This window comes from Lysinibacter cavernae, from assembly GCF_011758565.1.
In the GTDB taxonomy this organism is placed as follows: Bacteria; Actinomycetota; Actinomycetes; order Actinomycetales; family Microbacteriaceae; genus Lysinibacter; species Lysinibacter cavernae.
Genome location: NZ_JAAMOX010000001.1, coordinates 1913299 through 1929519, shown reverse-complemented (window position 1 = coordinate 1929519; position 16221 = coordinate 1913299). Strand labels below are relative to the sequence as shown.

General features: G+C 60.0%; 14 protein-coding genes. 8 read left to right on the top strand and 6 right to left on the bottom strand.

Annotation, left to right across the window (positions count from 1 at the left end; genetic code table 11):
• Positions 1-2: 2 nt before the first annotated feature.
• Positions 3-911 carry an SIS domain-containing protein gene (locus tag FHX76_RS08400; protein WP_243848594.1) on the bottom strand — a complete coding sequence of 303 codons (909 nt, stop codon included), beginning with the start codon at positions 909-911 and terminating at the stop codon, positions 3-5.
• Positions 912-1338: 427 nt separating this feature from the next.
• Between FHX76_RS08400 and FHX76_RS08395 the strand changes: the two genes are divergently transcribed.
• From FHX76_RS08395 to FHX76_RS08380, 4 genes are all read left to right on the top strand, one after another.
• Positions 1339-2589, top strand: a complete 1251-nt coding sequence (locus tag FHX76_RS08395; RefSeq protein WP_167149752.1) for an extracellular solute-binding protein — start codon at positions 1339-1341, stop codon at positions 2587-2589.
• A 112-nt stretch (positions 2590-2701) separates the two neighbouring features.
• Positions 2702-3565, top strand: coding sequence for a carbohydrate ABC transporter permease (locus tag FHX76_RS08390; protein WP_341777897.1), 864 nt, complete (start codon positions 2702-2704; stop codon positions 3563-3565).
• Positions 3562-4479, top strand: coding sequence for a carbohydrate ABC transporter permease (locus tag FHX76_RS08385; protein WP_208402472.1), 918 nt, complete (start codon positions 3562-3564; stop codon positions 4477-4479). The genes FHX76_RS08390 and FHX76_RS08385 overlap by 4 nt, the downstream gene beginning before the upstream one ends.
• Positions 4480-4636: 157 nt before the next feature.
• Positions 4637-5560, top strand: a complete 924-nt coding sequence (locus FHX76_RS08380; protein ID WP_341777896.1) for an aldose 1-epimerase family protein — start codon at positions 4637-4639, stop codon at positions 5558-5560.
• On the opposite strand, the gene FHX76_RS08375 is transcribed toward FHX76_RS08380, so the two are convergent.
• Genes FHX76_RS08375 through FHX76_RS16720 form a run of 5 tightly spaced genes read right to left on the bottom strand, consistent with a single transcriptional unit; the run spans position 5551 to position 11250 of the window.
• Complete coding sequence (locus FHX76_RS08375; RefSeq protein WP_167149746.1) at positions 5551-6909, bottom strand: DUF58 domain-containing protein; 1359 nt, start codon at positions 6907-6909, stop codon at positions 5551-5553. The genes FHX76_RS08380 and FHX76_RS08375 overlap by 10 nt on opposite strands.
• Positions 6910-6914: 5 nt before the next feature.
• The gene (locus FHX76_RS08370) at positions 6915-7886 is read right to left on the bottom strand and encodes an AAA family ATPase (RefSeq protein ID WP_167149744.1); all 972 of its coding nucleotides are present in this window, start codon (positions 7884-7886) and stop codon (positions 6915-6917) included.
• A gap of 15 nt (positions 7887-7901) precedes the next feature.
• Positions 7902-9155, bottom strand: a complete 1254-nt coding sequence (locus FHX76_RS08365; RefSeq protein ID WP_167149742.1) for a DUF4350 domain-containing protein — start codon at positions 9153-9155, stop codon at positions 7902-7904.
• Positions 9152-9880 carry a DUF4129 domain-containing protein gene (locus FHX76_RS08360; RefSeq protein ID WP_167149740.1) on the bottom strand — a complete coding sequence of 243 codons (729 nt, stop codon included), beginning with the start codon at positions 9878-9880 and terminating at the stop codon, positions 9152-9154. Before FHX76_RS08360 ends, FHX76_RS08365 begins: the two co-directional genes overlap by 4 nt.
• Positions 9877-11250, bottom strand: a complete 1374-nt coding sequence (locus tag FHX76_RS16720; protein ID WP_167149738.1) for a glycerophosphoryl diester phosphodiesterase membrane domain-containing protein — start codon at positions 11248-11250, stop codon at positions 9877-9879. Before FHX76_RS16720 ends, FHX76_RS08360 begins: the two co-directional genes overlap by 4 nt.
• Before the next feature lie 77 nt (positions 11251-11327).
• Here FHX76_RS16720 and mtrA point away from each other — a divergent pair, with 77 nt between their 5' ends.
• Genes mtrA through FHX76_RS08335 form a run of 4 tightly spaced genes read left to right on the top strand, consistent with a single transcriptional unit; the run spans position 11328 to position 16139 of the window.
• Positions 11328-12011, top strand: coding sequence for an MtrAB system response regulator MtrA (gene mtrA, locus FHX76_RS08350; RefSeq protein ID WP_167149736.1), 684 nt, complete (start codon positions 11328-11330; stop codon positions 12009-12011).
• Positions 11974-13629 carry an MtrAB system histidine kinase MtrB gene (gene mtrB / locus FHX76_RS08345; protein ID WP_386762309.1) on the top strand — a complete coding sequence of 552 codons (1656 nt, stop codon included), beginning with the start codon at positions 11974-11976 and terminating at the stop codon, positions 13627-13629. The genes mtrA and mtrB overlap by 38 nt, the downstream gene beginning before the upstream one ends.
• Positions 13626-15332 (top strand): LpqB family beta-propeller domain-containing protein, encoded by a 1707-nt coding sequence (locus FHX76_RS08340; protein WP_167149732.1) that lies wholly within the window; start codon positions 13626-13628, stop codon positions 15330-15332. Before mtrB ends, FHX76_RS08340 begins: the two co-directional genes overlap by 4 nt.
• Before the next feature lie 60 nt (positions 15333-15392).
• A complete protein-coding gene (locus FHX76_RS08335; protein WP_167149730.1) occupies positions 15393-16139 on the top strand; it encodes a ComF family protein in 747 nt (248 codons plus the stop codon).
• Positions 16140-16221 lie beyond the last annotated feature (82 nt).

Sequence of the window (16221 nt, the reverse complement as noted above, 5' to 3'; positions counted from 1 at the left end):
CGCTAGCCTTCAAGAACGACGGAACGTGTGAGGTTCCGTGGGTGGTCCGGGTTGAGCCCAAAGGATAGCGCACGAGCGAGGGCGACCCTGTGCACTCGCACGAGGTCAGCCAACGGGTCGAGGGCGCTTGTGACAAACGTAGCGCCCGTTGCCGCGACGTCATTTGCGAGGCCGTCCGGTGCCTCGCCAAACTGCCAGGTGACGCGCCCTGGGGCAGCGATGGCAATCGGCCCGTGGCGGTACTCCATCGACTGGTACGACTCGGTCCATGATTGGGCGGCCTCTCGCATCTTGAGCGCTGCCTCGGTGGCCAGTCCGAGCGCCCAGCCGCGCCCGAGGAATGAGAACTGCTCGGCAAGCACAATCGAGTCGTCGAGGTCTTCGGCCAACGCTGCTTCTGCATCGGCGATGGCCGCATCGAGGTTTTCGCCAAGGCTTGTGCGAAGAAGGGCAAGGGCCGAGGTTGCGAAGCGGGTCTGAACAACCGACTGCTCGTCGGCAAAGGGGAGCTCGATGACATCATCCACGAGCCCGGAGAAGGACGTCGTTGGGTCACCGACGATGCCGAGGGTTCGCTTGCCGCCGTGCTCTTCGCCGAGCAGCTCGAGTACTTCGCTTGTGGTTCCTGAGCGGGTGAGGAGGATGAGGACATCGTAGTCACGGGTTCTGGGGAACTCTGTCGCGGTGAAGGCATCGGTGACTCCATGCCCGAGGCTCTCGCGGAGCGAAGCGTATGCCTGCCCCATAAACCATGACGTGCCGCATCCGACGATTGCGACGCGCTCGCCAGCCTGTGGGAATGCCGTCACGGTGCCAGCCAGTTCTACGGCCTTTCGCCACATAGCTGGTTGTGACGCCAACTCGGCTGCCATGAACTGTCCTGGCTGCTCAGTCACTGAATTTGTTGACATCCGGTTCCTCGTTTCGCGACCATTCGGCCCATAAAGCGCAGTAAAGCGCATGATTTATGATTTATTAAGATTGATATTACTCATATGTAATCACAATTGCTACATGTTTCACGCATGTTAAGTATCGAATTTTTGCGGAGCATGGTGAGGTGGCGTGACATCGATGTCGAAGCTTTTGGCCCCCGGAAACTCGCTGGTTTCCTTGTTTTTGTTGAGTTCCTAACTCTTTTTGCTTTATTTGTCGTCGCCGATTTGTTACCAAATGGCCCTTGACGAGTGTTGTGTCCGTAAGACATTATTTCGTCTAAGCCCGCTGCGTTATCTTGATTGATGTTGAGCGAAAAGCATCAATAGCAATCATCGGGTGGGGTTACAGCAACGACGCTGATCTCAGGCGTCGTTCCCTTTTACGAGTTAAGGAAGACCTGTGAAACGAACCATTCGAATGGCTGCTGTTGCTACTGCAGCCGTAACAACTCTTGTGCTCTCCGGCTGCGGCTTTGGCGGCGGCAGCGATAACTCATCCGGTGACAGTGGGTCATCTGCAACAACGCTCAACCTGCTCGTGCCAACATACTCTGACAGCACAAAAGGCCTCTGGGAAGACGTCATCAGCGGCTTTGAAGCAAAAAACAAAGACATCACGGTGAAGCTCCAGGTGGAGTCTTGGGACAACATCAACGACGTCGTTAAGACCAAGGTGCAAGGAAACGCAGCACCCGACATCCTCAACATCGACGCATTCGCCGGATTCGCAGCTGACGACCTGCTTTACAAGGCATCCGACGTCGTGTCGAAGGAGACACTTGACGACTTCCAGCCATCGTTTGCCAAGAACGCCTCCATCGATGGAACGCAGTACGGTCTGCCAATGATCGCCTCGGCTCGTGCAATGTTCTACAACAAAGATCTTATGACGCAGGCTGGCGTTGCCGAAGTTCCAACAACGTGGGATGAACTCCTTGAGGCCTCAAAAAAGGTACAAGCCCTCGGAAATGGGACGTACGGCTACGGCCTGCCGCTCGGCTCAGAAGAAGCGCAGGCTGAGACCGCTGTCTGGTTCTACGGTGGAGGCGGAGGATACGGCGACGCGGAGGAACTCACGATCAACTCTGACAAGAACATCGCAGCAGCGACAGAGATGCAAAAGTTTGTGAACGAAGGCGCAACGCAACCAGACACCGGCTCAAGCGACCGCACGCCGCTCATGAACGTATTCATCCAGGGCAAGATCGGTTTCATGATTGGATTGCCGCCCACCGTTGGAGAGATCGAGAAGAAAGCCCCCGACCTCAACTACGGCATCGCTCCTATTGCTACTGAGGACGCCAGCCCCATGACCCTCGGCGTGGCCGACCACCTGATGGCCTTCAAGAATGACGGCTCAAAGCAAGAAGCCATCACGAAGTTCCTCGACTACTACTACAGCGCAGACGTCTACGTGCCATGGGTCAAGGCCGAAGGCTTCCTGCCAACCACCATCTCGGGATCCGATGCGCTTTCTGGAGAAGAGAAGCTCAAGTCATTCCTTGAAGTACTTCCCGGAGCCGTGTTCTACCCGTCAACCAATCCCAACTGGACTGCCGCATCTGACGCGATCAAGACAAACATCGGCCAGATTGGCCAAGGAAAAGACCCGGCAGAGGTATTGAATACCATTCAAGCCGCCGCCGAATAACTCACCGCTAGAGAACCGAGAGAAATCGATGTCACGTTCCGTGCTTCACGAAACAAGCACATCGCCAACACCTGAGGGGGTGGCCCGTCCGGGTCGCTCCCTCAGGGAGCTCGTGCGAGCGCTACCCTGGATCGGGCCGGCGCTCATACTGATTGTCGGCGTTGTGTTTTTCCCAGCTGGGTACATGTTTTTTACCTCTACACGAGAGGTGAGCCAGTACGGTCTTGACAAGGGGCCAGCAGGCTTCTCTAATTATGCGGAACTGTTTGCCCTCCCGCAGCTTCCCGGAGTGCTTCTGCGCACGGCAATTTGGGTCGTCGCAGTTGTTGGCCTGACGGTTCTTATATCCCTCGTACTCGCCCAGTTTCTCAATAAGCAGTTCCCTGGCCGACGTATCGTGCGGATGTTTGTCATCATCCCGTGGGCCGCCAGCGTCGTCATGACCACCACCGTCTTCTACTACGGGCTTGACCCGTACTACGGCATCATCAACAAGATGCTCGTGGATATGGGGCTGCTCGAAAGCACATACGGCTACACCAAGAACGTGGTGCCGGCCTTCACCGTGGCGATTATTATTGCCGTGTTTGTGTCCCTCCCCTTCACGACGTACACGATCCTCTCTGGTCTGCAGACAATCTCAGCCGAAGTGATTGAGGCGGCCAGAATGGACGGCGCAAAACCGTGGACCATCTACACCTCAATCGTGCTGCCGCAGCTGCGCGGAGCCATCGCCGTTGCCGTGCTGATCAACATCATCAATGTGTTCAACTCGTTGCCGATTCTCAAGATCATGACGGGGTCAATCCCCGGCTACGATGCCGATACCATCATGACGCTCATCTTCAAACTGCTGCAGGGCAGTCAACGGATTGATCTGGCGAGCGCCCTGAGCGTAGTCGCGTTTGCGATCGTCATCATCATCGTTGCTATCTACGTGAAACTCGTCAAACCGATGCAGGAGGTCGACGAATGAGCACCATAACCACTGTCGCGGGTGCCGAGGTGAGCGGAATGGCCGCAGCAGGCAGCAAGCGACGAAAAAGCTACGGCGAGGACCGGGCATCGGCCACGCGCATCGGCTTCCGGATGCTCGGCGGGCTCGTGGTCATCCTTGTATTTGTGTTCCCGTACGTCATTATGGCGATTGGCTCGCTGAAGAGCCGCAACGAAATCCTGAGCGTGCCGCCGTCGTATCTGCCAACCGAGTGGCACTTCGACAACTACATCACGATGTGGTCGACACCCGAGACGCCGCTGTTCCAAAACCTGATCTCAACGATTGTTATTTCGGTGTTTGCGACGCTTATTGTGCTCATCGTGGCATTGCCAGCGGCGTATTACACGGCGCGATTCCGGTTCCCAGGACGCTTGGTGTTTCTCTTTCTGGTCATCACCACGCAGATGCTGCAGCCGGCTGTGCTGACGACCGGGCTCTTCAAGCAGTTCATGAGCCTCGGGCTGAGCGATACCTGGCTCGCGATGATCCTGATCAACGCCGCGTTCAACCTGTCGTTTGCGACCTGGATTATGCACAGCTTCTTTGCCGGTATTCCGAAGGGGATTGAGGAGGCGGCTCAGATTGATGGGGCAGGCAAACTCCGCGTGTTGTTCCAGGTAACCCTTCCCCTCGTGTGGCCGGGCATCGTCACCGCTATCATCTTCACGTTTGTGGCCTGCTGGAACGAGTTCGCGGCGAGCCTCGTGATCTTGTCGACGGACGGGAATCAGCCGCTGTCCGTTGCGCTGACAAAGTTCGTTGGACAGTACGATTCTGCGTGGCAGTACGTGTTTGGCGCATCGATTGTTGCGATCGTGCCCGTAGTCATCCTCTTTATGTTCATCGAAAAGCGCCTGGTTGGCGGCCTCGCGGCTGGCGCAGTGAAGTAACCTCCCCTCCTGACCTGCATCTATTTGTGACTTTCTGCTCGGAAACACGAGAATTTTCGCAAAAACTCACAAATAGATGCAGGTTTTGTGGGGTGGTGAGCCGAAAAGTCAGACGGAGTATGCTCGTCACGAGGAATTGACTCAGAGAGTAGGCACCGTGAACGCGTCCCCAACGGGAAACCAGTACAGCATCCGTCGGGTGAGCGACCTCGGCGATTGGAGCGCCACGATTACCGAGCGTGCCGCCGGCATTCGGCTGCTGACTCTTGACGGTATTGACCTTGTCGAGCCGTTTCCGGAAGACCGTGTTCCGCCCTACGCCGCTGGCATCGTGCTGATGCCCTGGGCCAACCGCATCCGAGATGGCAAGTGGACCCTCAACGGGGCAACCCAGCAGCTCGACATTACCGAGCCGGCCGCGCACAACGCCATCCACGGCCTTCTCCGCAACGCCCACTACACGCTCGGAGATCGAGGTGCAGACTGGGTCCGCCTTGAGGCGCCGGTCTTCCCGCAGCACGGCTACCCGTTTCACCTTGAGACCTCAGTTACGTACCGATTGCTTGCCAACGGGCTCCAGGTCACGCACGATGTTCGTAACGTCGGCCCGACCACTGCCCCGGTCGCGCTCGGCGCGCACCCCTTCGTCAAGATTGGGGATGTTCCAACGACCGACCTGACGCTCACGGTTGACGCCGCAACGCGTTTCGAGGTTGACGATCGCTTCAACGTTCTTGCAGAGGTTGGTGTCGAAGGAACCCAATACGATCTTCGTGACGGCGTGCGTCTCGGCGATGTCTCGCTTGACGACGGATACGGAAGCGTGTCACACACCGAAGGGGAAACTCGGCACTCGATCACGGCGCCAGACGGACGCAGGGTAACGGTGTGGGGAGACTCAAACATCCGCTACGTGCAGGTGTTCACTACCGACGATTTTTCGACCGAAACGGTTGGCGACGTCGCCGTGGCAATCGAACCAATGACTGCCCCAGCCGGAAGCCTCGCAACCGGAGAGGGGCTCACCTGGCTTGAACCGGGCGAGGAGTGGGCCGTTCGCTGGGGAATCCGCTACAGCTGACCAGAAGCCTTGAGCGCCAGGTAGTGATTGGCGAGGGCTGGGGGGAGTTGCTGCGGCGTTGCGCTCAGCGGGTACGCCCCACAGAGTCGGATGGCGGCGGCCACTCGTTGCTGGTCGTTGATGGCCCGCTCGGCCGCTGCAGCCCGATAGACGTCATCGCGTGAGAGCCGCTCAGCCGAAGCCTCGGCAAGCGCAGGGTCCATGACCCCAGCAACAACAACCGTGTGCTTTGCGGTGAGCTGAGGAAGCATCGCTAGCAGCGGTCGGGCTGTTCCCGGCGAGTCCGCCGTTGTGAGCAGTACAACGAGCGACTTTTGGGTGGTCACGCCGCGCACGAGTTTTGGAACGGCAGCCCAGTCCATTTCGAGCAGCTCTGGGGAGATCGGGGCCATGGCGTCGACAAGCTTTTGCAACAGCGAGGCACCATTCGCCCCCTGTACTCGTGCTCGCGTGCGTCGGTCGTGCACCATAAAGTCGATCCGGTCGCCTGCCCTGTCGGCCAACGCGCTCAGCAGCAGGGAAGCTTCGAATGCGGTGTCAATGCGCGGTTCGTTATCAATCCGGGCAGCGGATGTTCGGCCAGAGTCGACGATGAGCACAACGCGACGATCACGCTCGGGTCTCCAGGTGCGAACAACAACATCCCCGCGGCGTGCCGTTGCCCGCCAATCGATGGACCGGACATCGTCACCGCGGACGTATTCACGCAGCGAATCAAATTCGGTTCCCTGCCCTCGCACCATGGTCAGCGTGCGCCCGTCAAGTTCTTTGAGGCGAGCGACCAGCGAGGGAAGGTGGCGACGGGAGTTGAATGCTGGCAGCACCCGAACGCTACCCTGCGACGCGTGGGTTGCCTGGCGCGCCCAGAGCCGGAGCGGGCCGTACGAGCGAATGGTGACGTGTGGGCTATTCCGTTCGCCCCTGCGGAACGGCGTGAGCTGGACCCGGCTGAGGCGTCGCTCGCCGGCGGGAACCGAAATCCGGCTGCGTGAGGGCGTCATCCCGGCGGAGGGCTCCCACCCGTCACGGATGAGTCCGTGCAGGTTGCGGCGTCCAGGGTTGAATATGACAAGTTCGCTGATGGTGCTCTGCCCGAGACGTAGCGCTCCGATTGGCTGGCGTTCGATGACAATATTCCGCGCGGATGCCGCAAGCACAAGATCGAGCAAACCCGCGAGGAGGCACACGATGAGCCAGGCCGCGAGCATAAGCATCGATGGCGAAGCTGGAGCTTCCGAACCAAAGAAAGCTGCGGTTTCTGCGACGTTATCGCCCGCAACAATGTCCACGAGTACAACCGGCACGATGCCAAGCAGTACGAGCAGTACAAACCAACCGGAAACTGCCATGGCGCTTAGACCGGTACCCGAACCTGTTGCAGGATCGATCGGAGAATGCTGTCGGCGCTGACGCCCTCAAGCTCGGCCTCTGGCTGCAACTGGAGCCGGTGACGAAGCACCGGCAATGCCATGGCTTGGACATGATCTGGGGTGACCGCCGAGTATCCGCTGAGCCATGCCCAGGCTTGCGATGCAGCGAGGAGCGCGGTGGTTCCGCGCGGGCTCACACCGAGCTTGACTGACGGTGCCTGTCGCGTGGCGCGAGCAAGATCAACGATGTAAGCCAAGACCTCTGGCTGGACCGTGACCCGGTCAACATCCGCCTGGGCCGCTTTGAGCGCTTCCGGGGTGAGCGCTGCCGTCACTCCGGCTGCGTGCAGGTCGCGCGGGTTGAATCCTTGCGAATGCCGATAGAGCACCTCTATCTCGGCATCCCGAACCGGCAAGTCGAGTACAAGCTTGAGGAGGAATCGGTCGAGCTGTGCCTCCGGCAGGGTGTAGGTTCCTTCGTGCTCGACGGGGTTTTGGGTCGCGGCGACGAGGAACGGGTCTGGCAGCTGCCGGGTGACGCCGTCGACGCTGACCTGACGCTCTTCCATTGCTTCGAGCAGTGCTGACTGTGTTTTTGGTGGCGTCCTGTTGATTTCGTCGGCCAGCAGAATGTTGGTGAAGACCGGCCCCTCGCGGAACTCAAATTCCCCGGCCTTCGCGTCGTACACGAGTGAACCAGTGACGTCACCCGGCATGAGGTCTGGGGTGAACTGCACTCGTTTGGTGTCGAGGGAGAGCGACTGTGAGAGGGCTCGGACAAGCAACGTTTTTGCCACGCCAGGCACACCCTCGAGCAACACGTGTCCTCTCGCGAGCAGGCAAATGATGAGTCCGGTGACGGCGCCGTCTTGGCCGACCACGGCCTTGTTTACCTCGGTTCGTACCGCATTGAGAGCGAGACGCAGGTCGTTGGCTGTCTGGGGAGTATCGGTCATGGTTCTGAAGGTTCCTTACTCTACTGGTGAGTCTGAGTTGCTCTGGTGAGGAGGCCGGTCAAGACCACCCGTGATGGTTCGGCGCACAATGTCTTCGCAGAGCTGGAGATTGCGGGCCAAGTCGATCAGCGCGCCGTCGCTGAGGCGATCGGATGCTGTTTGGTCGTCGCTGAGAAGGGAATACACCGTCGCCTGCGGCCAGCCGGTCAGCGTTGCGACTACGGGTGTGAGCTCTTCAGCTGTTGGGCTGACCCCGATGAGCAGCGCCATCCGGTGCATGCTGCCGGACCTCAGGGAGTGGGCTGCGTGGCCGGATGCGCCTGCCGCGGCGTACATCCGTGCCCGACCTTCCATCGTCTCCTGCGCCTTGACCGTGACGGGGAGGTTTTCGACGGTCAGCGGCCCGAGCCTGCGGCCGCGCCAGATGGCGGCCGCGAGCGCCGCAATCATGGCAAGGATGATGGCCGGGCTCACCCACGGCGGAGTCAGGTCCGCGAGAGTATCTGGTACTTCTTCCCCGCCGAGGTCGTCAATGCCTGGGGTGTACCAAATGAGGTTGTCATGTTCACCAAGCAGGCCAAGGGCAAGCGCGGCGTTGCCCGCGTCAACGATTGTCTCGTTGCGCAGCACATCCGTCACGCCAAGGATGGTGACTGGATGGCCGCCATCGTCGATGCGCACAATTCCGAAGCCGCCATCATCTGTCTCAAAGCAGCCGATGGCGTCGTCGGCGTCTGGGAGCGGGTAGCTGACGCCGGTAGCCGAAATTGTGCCGGCACGTTTTGCCGGACCATACGAGCATCCCGCGGAGAGCGGATCTTGGTTTGCCTGGATCTGGCCTGGCCCGATCCCGTAGCCGAGTGACTGCAACGTTGAGAATCCGGGGGAAACCAAAACGGTCGAGGCTCCGAGCGTTGCTGCCTCGATGATCTGGTCCTCATCGAGGTAGTAACTGTCCGCAGCGATGAGCACGGTGGTGTTTTCATCGGCGAGGCGTTTGGTGTCCTCAAGCGACTGGGTGAGGTGAACGGTCACGCCTTCGTTGTCAAGCACGCTGACCACCGCCTTCGCTCCGTTTGGTGCCGGGCTGTTTGGGTCAAGGTCGTCGCCACTCACCGAGACTGAGCCGGTCGCGAAGGTGGTGAGTAGGGCCCCGACGATCGCGATGGCGGCAACAATCGCCCAAAACCGGCCCCGCTTGAGGCTGTTCCGGAGAGTCGGCGTTTCGTACGAGCGCGTATAGTAGGCGGAGGTGGATGCCGTGCTCATCGTGCAGCCACCGATGCGTCGTGAGCCGCCGTCATGAGTGGCTTCTCTGAGCTCAAGGCAGTGTCGAGGGATGCGACGTCGTTGTAGTGGGACTGGCTGAGTTGCTCGTCAAGGTAGCGAGCTCCGTCAAAGGCCCGCGCGGCATATTCAAGTTGTTGGCTGTGTCCGGGGAATTCGACTGCTGCTGCTCCTGCGAGCGCCTGAGCAGTGAGGCCTGGGGTGGCACGGATGATGACCCGTTCAGTGAGCGACCGAGCGATTGCGCGGTAGCGCTCGATGACGGCGAGGTTCCAGTTGTTCGTGGATGCTGCGGCCTCGGCCGCCGCCCGCAGCTCGGCTGCCGTTCGTGTTTCTTCCTCACCGAAGAGGAGGCCAGCCGCTGAACGCCTGCGCCGGCGAAGGCGAGGCATCCCAAAGATAAAGAAGGCCGCTACGAGCAGACCAATGACTACGAGCACCACGAGCAGTTGGCCAAGGGCGCCCCACCCGCCTCCAGACGTGTCGAGGTCAAAGAGTGAACGTATCCAATCCCAAATCTGTTGCGAGAGCAGGTCGAACCACGACGGCTTTGCGGCCTGATAGGAGGGGTTGCTGAGCTCCCTGAGGAGCAAGTCGCGGGCCTCGTCTGAGTCCGGCGCAAGTGGGGGGTAAGCGCTCACCGCTCCGGGCGGGCGGGCGTTGCCAACCGCGAGGAGCAGCGAAAGAACTGTTGCGGTTCCCGTCATTGGGCCCACGGTGACGGGCTCGGTGGCATGACGTAACCACCGCCAGCGGATGGCGCTGGAGCAAATCGTGGCAGGTACGGATTTGGCAGGTCATCGGTGGGGGCCGGGTTTGGGTAGGTCTCGGTGAAGCGCATGAGCTCAACGTCGAGGCCCTCCTTACGCATCCGCAAATCGATGTAGATGAGCGCGTAGCAGGCTGTTTGGGCGACAAGGGTGATGGCTGAGATCACGAGTGACAGTGCGATTGTGATGACGTAGAACGCGATCATGGCACCAATAAACTGGCCACTATCGCCGTTTGGTGACAGCATCCCCATGAAGATTCCAAAGATAAAGCTGATGGGCGTAAGGATGATGTTGCTGGCCACCGAGATAATGACGTTGAGCAGCAAGACCGTTCCGAAGGTGCGCCAGAAGTAGCCGGAGGTCAGGCGCCAGGAGCGAGCGATTGCAGCACGAACGCCGAGGTCTTCAAAGACAATACAAACGCTGACCAGCGAGAGCTTCACCCCGATCCAGATCGCCACGATGGCGAAGGCAAGCACAAGCGCGATGCCACCAAGAACGCTTGCGGCAATCGCTCCTCCGCTCGGGCTGCCGCCAGAGGACGCTGAAATCGCGAGCAAGATAAAGGGAAGCGCTGCGAGCGCAATGCCAACGAGCATCGCAGCTGAAAGCAACAGGGTCCACAAAATGAGCGTCCAGAACCGCGGCTTCAGCTTGGTCCACAGCAGTTTGAAGGTGAGTTTTCTGCCGACCGCTCCCTGACCAACATCGAGGGCGACAACGCCCTGGATGATTGCGGTGGTTGATACCGAGACCACGACCTGCACGAGACCGGTGAGAACAAAGAGGGCGATGGACCCGGCGAGGATCGGCCCGCGGTCTTCAGATGATGCCATTTCCATCCGGGAAATGGTGAACCACAGTACGAGCCCCATGAGGGCTGGCGTGATGATGCCAATCCCAACCTGGAACAGGAGCGCCATGCCAAGCGTCGGGCGCGGATTGACCCTCAGTACTCGGAAGGGAGTGCCTATGAGGGTGCCAAACGGAAGAGGACGGAGCGGGATGAGGCCTGGCTTCGGTGCGGGTGCCCATCCGGCTTGCGCATTCTGGCCGTTCTGCGCAGCGTACTGGTAACCGGGCTGGCCATACTGTTGCTGACCATAGCCAGGCTGCCCGTACTGTGGTTGCCCATATGTCTGCTGACCATACTGCGGCTGGCCCTGATACGGCGCGTTTTGCTGGGGCGGGTTCACCGGAGGGGGAGCATACTGGCCATACTGCGGCTGGCCGCCCTCACCGTTGTTACCGGGTTGAGGGTCTTGATTTCCCTCTGGGGCCGTCCACGATCCGTTGTTTTCCACCTCACTATCGTGACACACGTGACGACTGTTTCCATAAGCATTCGGTTCGGGCCCGTGAGCAAGACATAATGGGAAGCATGAATCCTCGTATTCTTGTGATCGATGACGACACCGCTCTGTCCGAAATGATCGGCATCGTGTTGCAGGCCGAAGACTATGAGACCATGTTTTGCGCAGACGGTGGAAAAGCCCTCGACGTGTTCCGCGAAACGCGACCTGATCTTGTGCTTCTCGACGTCATGCTGCCTGGCCTCGACGGTATCGAGATATGCCAACTCCTCCGGCTTGAATCCGGTGTACCAATCATCATGCTGACCGCCAAGACAGATACCACCGATGTGGTTCGTGGGCTTGAAGCCGGAGCCGATGACTACGTGGTGAAGCCGTTTAACCCGGTTGAGCTTGTCGCCCGCATCCGCACGCGACTTCGCCCAACCTCGGTTGAGGTTACCGATGAGGTACGTGTTGGCGACCTGACGCTTGACGTGGTTGGCCATGAAGTCCGTCGCGGGAACGAACGGATCAACCTGACCCCGCTTGAGTTCAACCTGCTGCTGACCCTCGCATCAAAGCCCCAGCAGGTGTTTAGTCGCGAGGCGTTGCTTGAACGCGTCTGGGGCTATCAGTACAAAGCGGATACCCGCCTCGTGAACGTTCATGTTCAGCGCCTTCGTGCGAAGGTCGAGCAGGACCCCGACCAGCCAACCATCGTGACAACGGTTCGTGGCATCGGGTACCGGGCCGGTGCCGTTGTCGACTGATTCGCCGCCCACCCGGTTGAAACGGTGGTGGGCAGTTGCCACTGCGCCGCTCAGGCGGCGGTGGCTGTCATCGCTCAAAGTCCGAACGATGACTATTACTGGCGTTCTGACGCTGATCGCCATTCTGGCGTCTGGAACCTATCTGCAGTTGAGCGTTGGTGGCGACCTCTTCAACACCAGGAAGCAGCAGGTCTTAGCCGATTCGGCGCGCGCGACCAACGCGGCCCAACGCCTTCTTGAGGCTTCGGATGCGCAAGACAGGGTGGGGTTTAACGCCCTGGTTATCGCGATGCGCAGCGCCATCCGAGACGCATCGTCGAGCCAGATGATCGCGCTCCAACGAATGCCTAACCAGAGCTTTTCGTCGGAGGCGCCGCAGGACTCCGCGACCGAGGGTCTCGCAAGCGGGGTCATTACGCAGGACCTGGTCGAAATGGTTCGCACAGGTGACGAATCGCAATACTGGCAATCAGTGACGCTCACAAATCCGGACGGATCCACATCCGCCGGCATCGTTGTCGGGTCGCAGCTCACGTTTCCCGGTTCAGCCGGTACGTATGGGCTCTATATCGGTTACAGTCTTGCCGACGCCGAGCAGACGCTGACCTATGTGCAACGCACTCTCCTCGTCACCGCGCTCTTTTTGATGGTGTTGCTCGGCCTCCTCGTCTGGACGATCGTGCGGTTGGTCTTCCGTCCCATTCACGTCGCCGCGGAGACGAGCCGACGCCTCGCCGCCGGCGAATCAGACGTGCGGATGCCGGAGCAGGGTGACGAGCAATTTGATGTGCTCTCCCAATCGTTTAATGACATGGCCGACAGCCTCCAAAACCGCATCAGCGAGCTCGCAGAGCTGTCACAAATGCAACAGCGTTTTGTGTCGGACGTTTCACACGAGCTTCGCACTCCGCTCACGACGATCCGGCTGGCTGGAGACGTGCTGTACGGTCAGCGCGAGAAACTCGATACAACGGCCGCGAGGACCGTCGAGCTCCTGCATACCCAGGTTGACCGTTTTGAGCGGCTACTCACCGACCTGCTTGAGATCTCCCGCTACGATGCAGGCTCGGTCACGCTCGAACGGGAACCCACCAACCTTGTCCGCATCGCGGAGGAGACGGTTGAGGGGATGGCAAGCCTCGCCGAGGCCGCCGGGTCTGACGTGCGGCTCATCGCGCAGGGCGGGTACCTCGATGCCGAGCTTGATGCTCGGCGCGTGCGTCGAGTCATCCAGAACCTGCTTGGAAACGCCATCGAGCACGGTGAAGGAAAGCCGATTATTGTCACCGTTGATTCGAACGAGACTGCCGTTGCCGTGAGCGTGCGAGACTTTGGGGTTGGTATGACCGGCGAGGCCACTCTTCGTGTCTTCGATCGTTTTTGGCGGGCAGACCCGTCGAGAAAACGCACCATTGGCGGCACAGGTCTTGGCCTTGCGATCTCGCTCGAGGATGCCTCGGTACATAATGGCTGGCTCGACGTGTGGTCTGCACCAGGGCGTGGGTCTTCGTTCCGGTTGACGCTGCCAAGAAAGCGCGATGTGCCAATCGGCCACTCACCGCTTCCCGTTGTTCCTGCAGACGAGATAGATACCGACGGGGGAGGGGATCGGCGATGAGCGGATTCTTACACACGAGCGGCCGCAAACTTGTTGCTGCCCTTGGCCTCGTTGTTGCGGTGAGCCTGCTCGCAAGCGGCTGTCAGGCTGGCATCCCTCGCAGCGGACCGGTTTACCCCGGCCCAGCCGAGGCGCCGCCAGCAGAGCAATCACTGGTGTTCAACCCCGACCGGCCAGTGAATGGTGCGAGCAAAGAAGAAATTGTCAGGGGATTTGTGGCCGCGGCCTCAAGCGCAACCGGTGACTACGCCATTGCACGCGAGTTCCTTACCCCTGACCTCAACGCGCGCTGGAACCCGCACACAAGCATCACCGTTGACGCTGGACTCCGCACGGTCAAGACAGAGGATGACACGGTCCGCATGATCGTGAGCCCAAACGCACTGGTCGATGCCCACGGCAGCATGCGCTCCGCGAGGGAGGGCCGCAGCGTCGAGAACGTTTTTGAGCTGCGGAGTATCGGGGGCGAGTGGCGAGTGAACGCCGCCCCTGACGGAATTGTGCTCGACGAAAACACCTTCGAGGCCGTCTTCAACGAACACTCGCTGTATTTCCTCGCAGCGCAATCCAACATTCTGGTGCCGGACCAGCGGTGGTTCTTGCGGGGCGCAACAACAGCCACCCGCATCGTGACCGAGCTGCTGCTCGGGCCAAGCGAGTTGCTTGCCGACAGCGTCACAACAACCGCATTTCCAGAGGGCACGGCGCTCGCGGCGAACTCCGTTCCCGTTGGGTCCAACGTTGCGCATGTTGACCTGACGCCTGAGGCACTCTCCGCAGACGAGAACAGCCTCCGACTCATGTTGGCCCAGCTTGAGTCGAGTCTCATCCGGGTGGCTGGGGTCACGAGAGCGGATATCTCTGTTGACCAGAGTGTCGTGCTTGCCGGACCTGCCGACCCCTCTTGGTCGCAGCGGTATCCACGGGTGCCAGGCAAACCCGTTGTGATGGTTGGCGACCAATTTGGCGAGCTGGGGAGCACGGGCCTCACCCCCATTCCCAGGCTCTCAGAGGCCATCCGAAATCTTGCCCCAACGTCTATCGATTACTCTGCCCCGCTCGAGAGCGCAGCGATTGGCACTGCGAACGGCGTTGCCATTGTGACCGCCAGCGGCCAGGGCCAGGTTATCCCCGTTGACGGCCGGTCCGGATTGATCGCCCCCACCATCGATTCTCGCGGTTTTGTGTGGACAGTGCCTGCCTCGAATCCGCGTGATCTGAACGTCACAAATGCAGCTGGAGCGTCCGGAAAAATCCTGGCTCCGTGGATTGACGCCGTTGGCGTTGAGGTGCTCAGCGTTTCGCGGGATGGCACGAGGATGCTTGTTGTGTACAACCAGGGTGGCGAATACATCGTTGCGGTCTCAGGTATTGTTCGTGACGGCAACGGGATGCCAACAACAATGACTGACCCGGTCGAGATCCAGCTGTCAACCGACATCCCCGTTGACGCGGACTGGGTTGACGAAAGTCATATCGCATTGGCGTCGAAAGCCGTTGGAAACAACGTTGAAATTTCGTTACTGAGCGTCGGGGGACGGGCGGAGTCACTGGGCACAACGGAGGACGTTGTCTCCATCGCCGGTGGGAACAGCGTTTCGCAGTTACGGATCGTTGATTCCGGCGGGGTGCTGCGCGAATACCGTGGCTCGAACTGGCAAGAGTCAGCCGCCGAAGTTACTCTCCTCGCGAAACAGGCATAGTTCTCCACAGAATCTGGCTTCGCGCGTTGGCTCCTTTCGGGCGCGCGCACACTTGTGTGTATGACCGTATCTGCGCTGCAGGCCGGCCTCATGCGAGGCCTCGCCGATCTCTTCTCGCTGTGTGTGCCAACGTGGTGCGTCCTCTGCGGCACGCCAGACTCGCCCGTATGCGTCGAGTGCCGCACTCGCATCCGCCCAGATCCAATGGTGCGGATGCTCCCCGTTGGGCCAAATCAACGGCTGCCAGTTGTTGTGGCTGGCACCTATGCTGAAGAACTTCGGGCTGTCATCCTCGCGTATAAAGACGGTGGTCGTGCAGACACCGTCGGTGCTCTTGTGCCGCTGCTCGCGCATTCGCTTGCGGTTGTTCTATCCCAAACGAGCCAGCGAGGGGGCGAGCCCGGCATTCTGTGTGTGCCGATTCCCTCGACTACACGTGGCGAACGTGAGCGAGGGTTTCGTCACGTTGATGTGCTTCTCGCCAGGGCGCTTCGTAGCCTTGCAAGGGCTCACCCCGCTCACCCCGCTCACCGCGAGAGCCAGCCGCGCCTTGGCCGAGTGCTCCGCAACCAGGCGGCCGCGCGCCGCAGCGATCAGGTTGGTCTTGGGCAAGGTGGGCGTCGGCGTAATCTCCGTAACACTCTGACGGCCGCTCCTTCGGTTTTTGGGCGTCACATAATCATCGTCGATGACGTTGTCACCTCGGGTGCAACACTTCAGGAAGCGAACCGAGCCTTGGTTTTACGGGGCGCGCGCGTGATAGCAGCAGTGGCCCTCGCCAATACTGCGAAACATCACAGGTCATGAACTGGAATTCGAACAGGTTGAGGGAGTATCTTGTGAGGAAGGAGCGACACAACCGCCCAACACTGCAGGCGGTACGTCGCAC

What these genes read in the sequence shown, in the direction of transcription:
- FHX76_RS08335 (WP_167149730.1), top strand. Translation starts at nt 15,393, where the DNA reads ATGACCGTATCTGCGCTGCAGGCCGGCCTCATGCGAGGCCTCGCCGAT.
- FHX76_RS08370 (WP_167149744.1), bottom strand. Translation starts at nt 7,886, where the DNA reads ATGACCGATACTCCCCAGACAGCCAACGACCTGCGTCTCGCTCTCAAT.
- FHX76_RS08365 (WP_167149742.1), bottom strand. Translation starts at nt 9,155, where the DNA reads ATGAGCACGGCATCCACCTCCGCCTACTATACGCGCTCGTACGAAACG.
- FHX76_RS08385 (WP_208402472.1), top strand. Translation starts at nt 3,562, where the DNA reads ATGAGCACCATAACCACTGTCGCGGGTGCCGAGGTGAGCGGAATGGCC.
- FHX76_RS08360 (WP_167149740.1), bottom strand. Translation starts at nt 9,880, where the DNA reads ATGACGGGAACCGCAACAGTTCTTTCGCTGCTCCTCGCGGTTGGCAAC.
- mtrA (WP_167149736.1), top strand. Translation starts at nt 11,328, where the DNA reads ATGAATCCTCGTATTCTTGTGATCGATGACGACACCGCTCTGTCCGAA.
- FHX76_RS08340 (WP_167149732.1), top strand. Translation starts at nt 13,626, where the DNA reads ATGAGCGGATTCTTACACACGAGCGGCCGCAAACTTGTTGCTGCCCTT.
- FHX76_RS08375 (WP_167149746.1), bottom strand. Translation starts at nt 6,909, where the DNA reads ATGGCAGTTTCCGGTTGGTTTGTACTGCTCGTACTGCTTGGCATCGTG.
- FHX76_RS08400 (WP_243848594.1), bottom strand. Translation starts at nt 911, where the DNA reads ATGTCAACAAATTCAGTGACTGAGCAGCCAGGACAGTTCATGGCAGCC.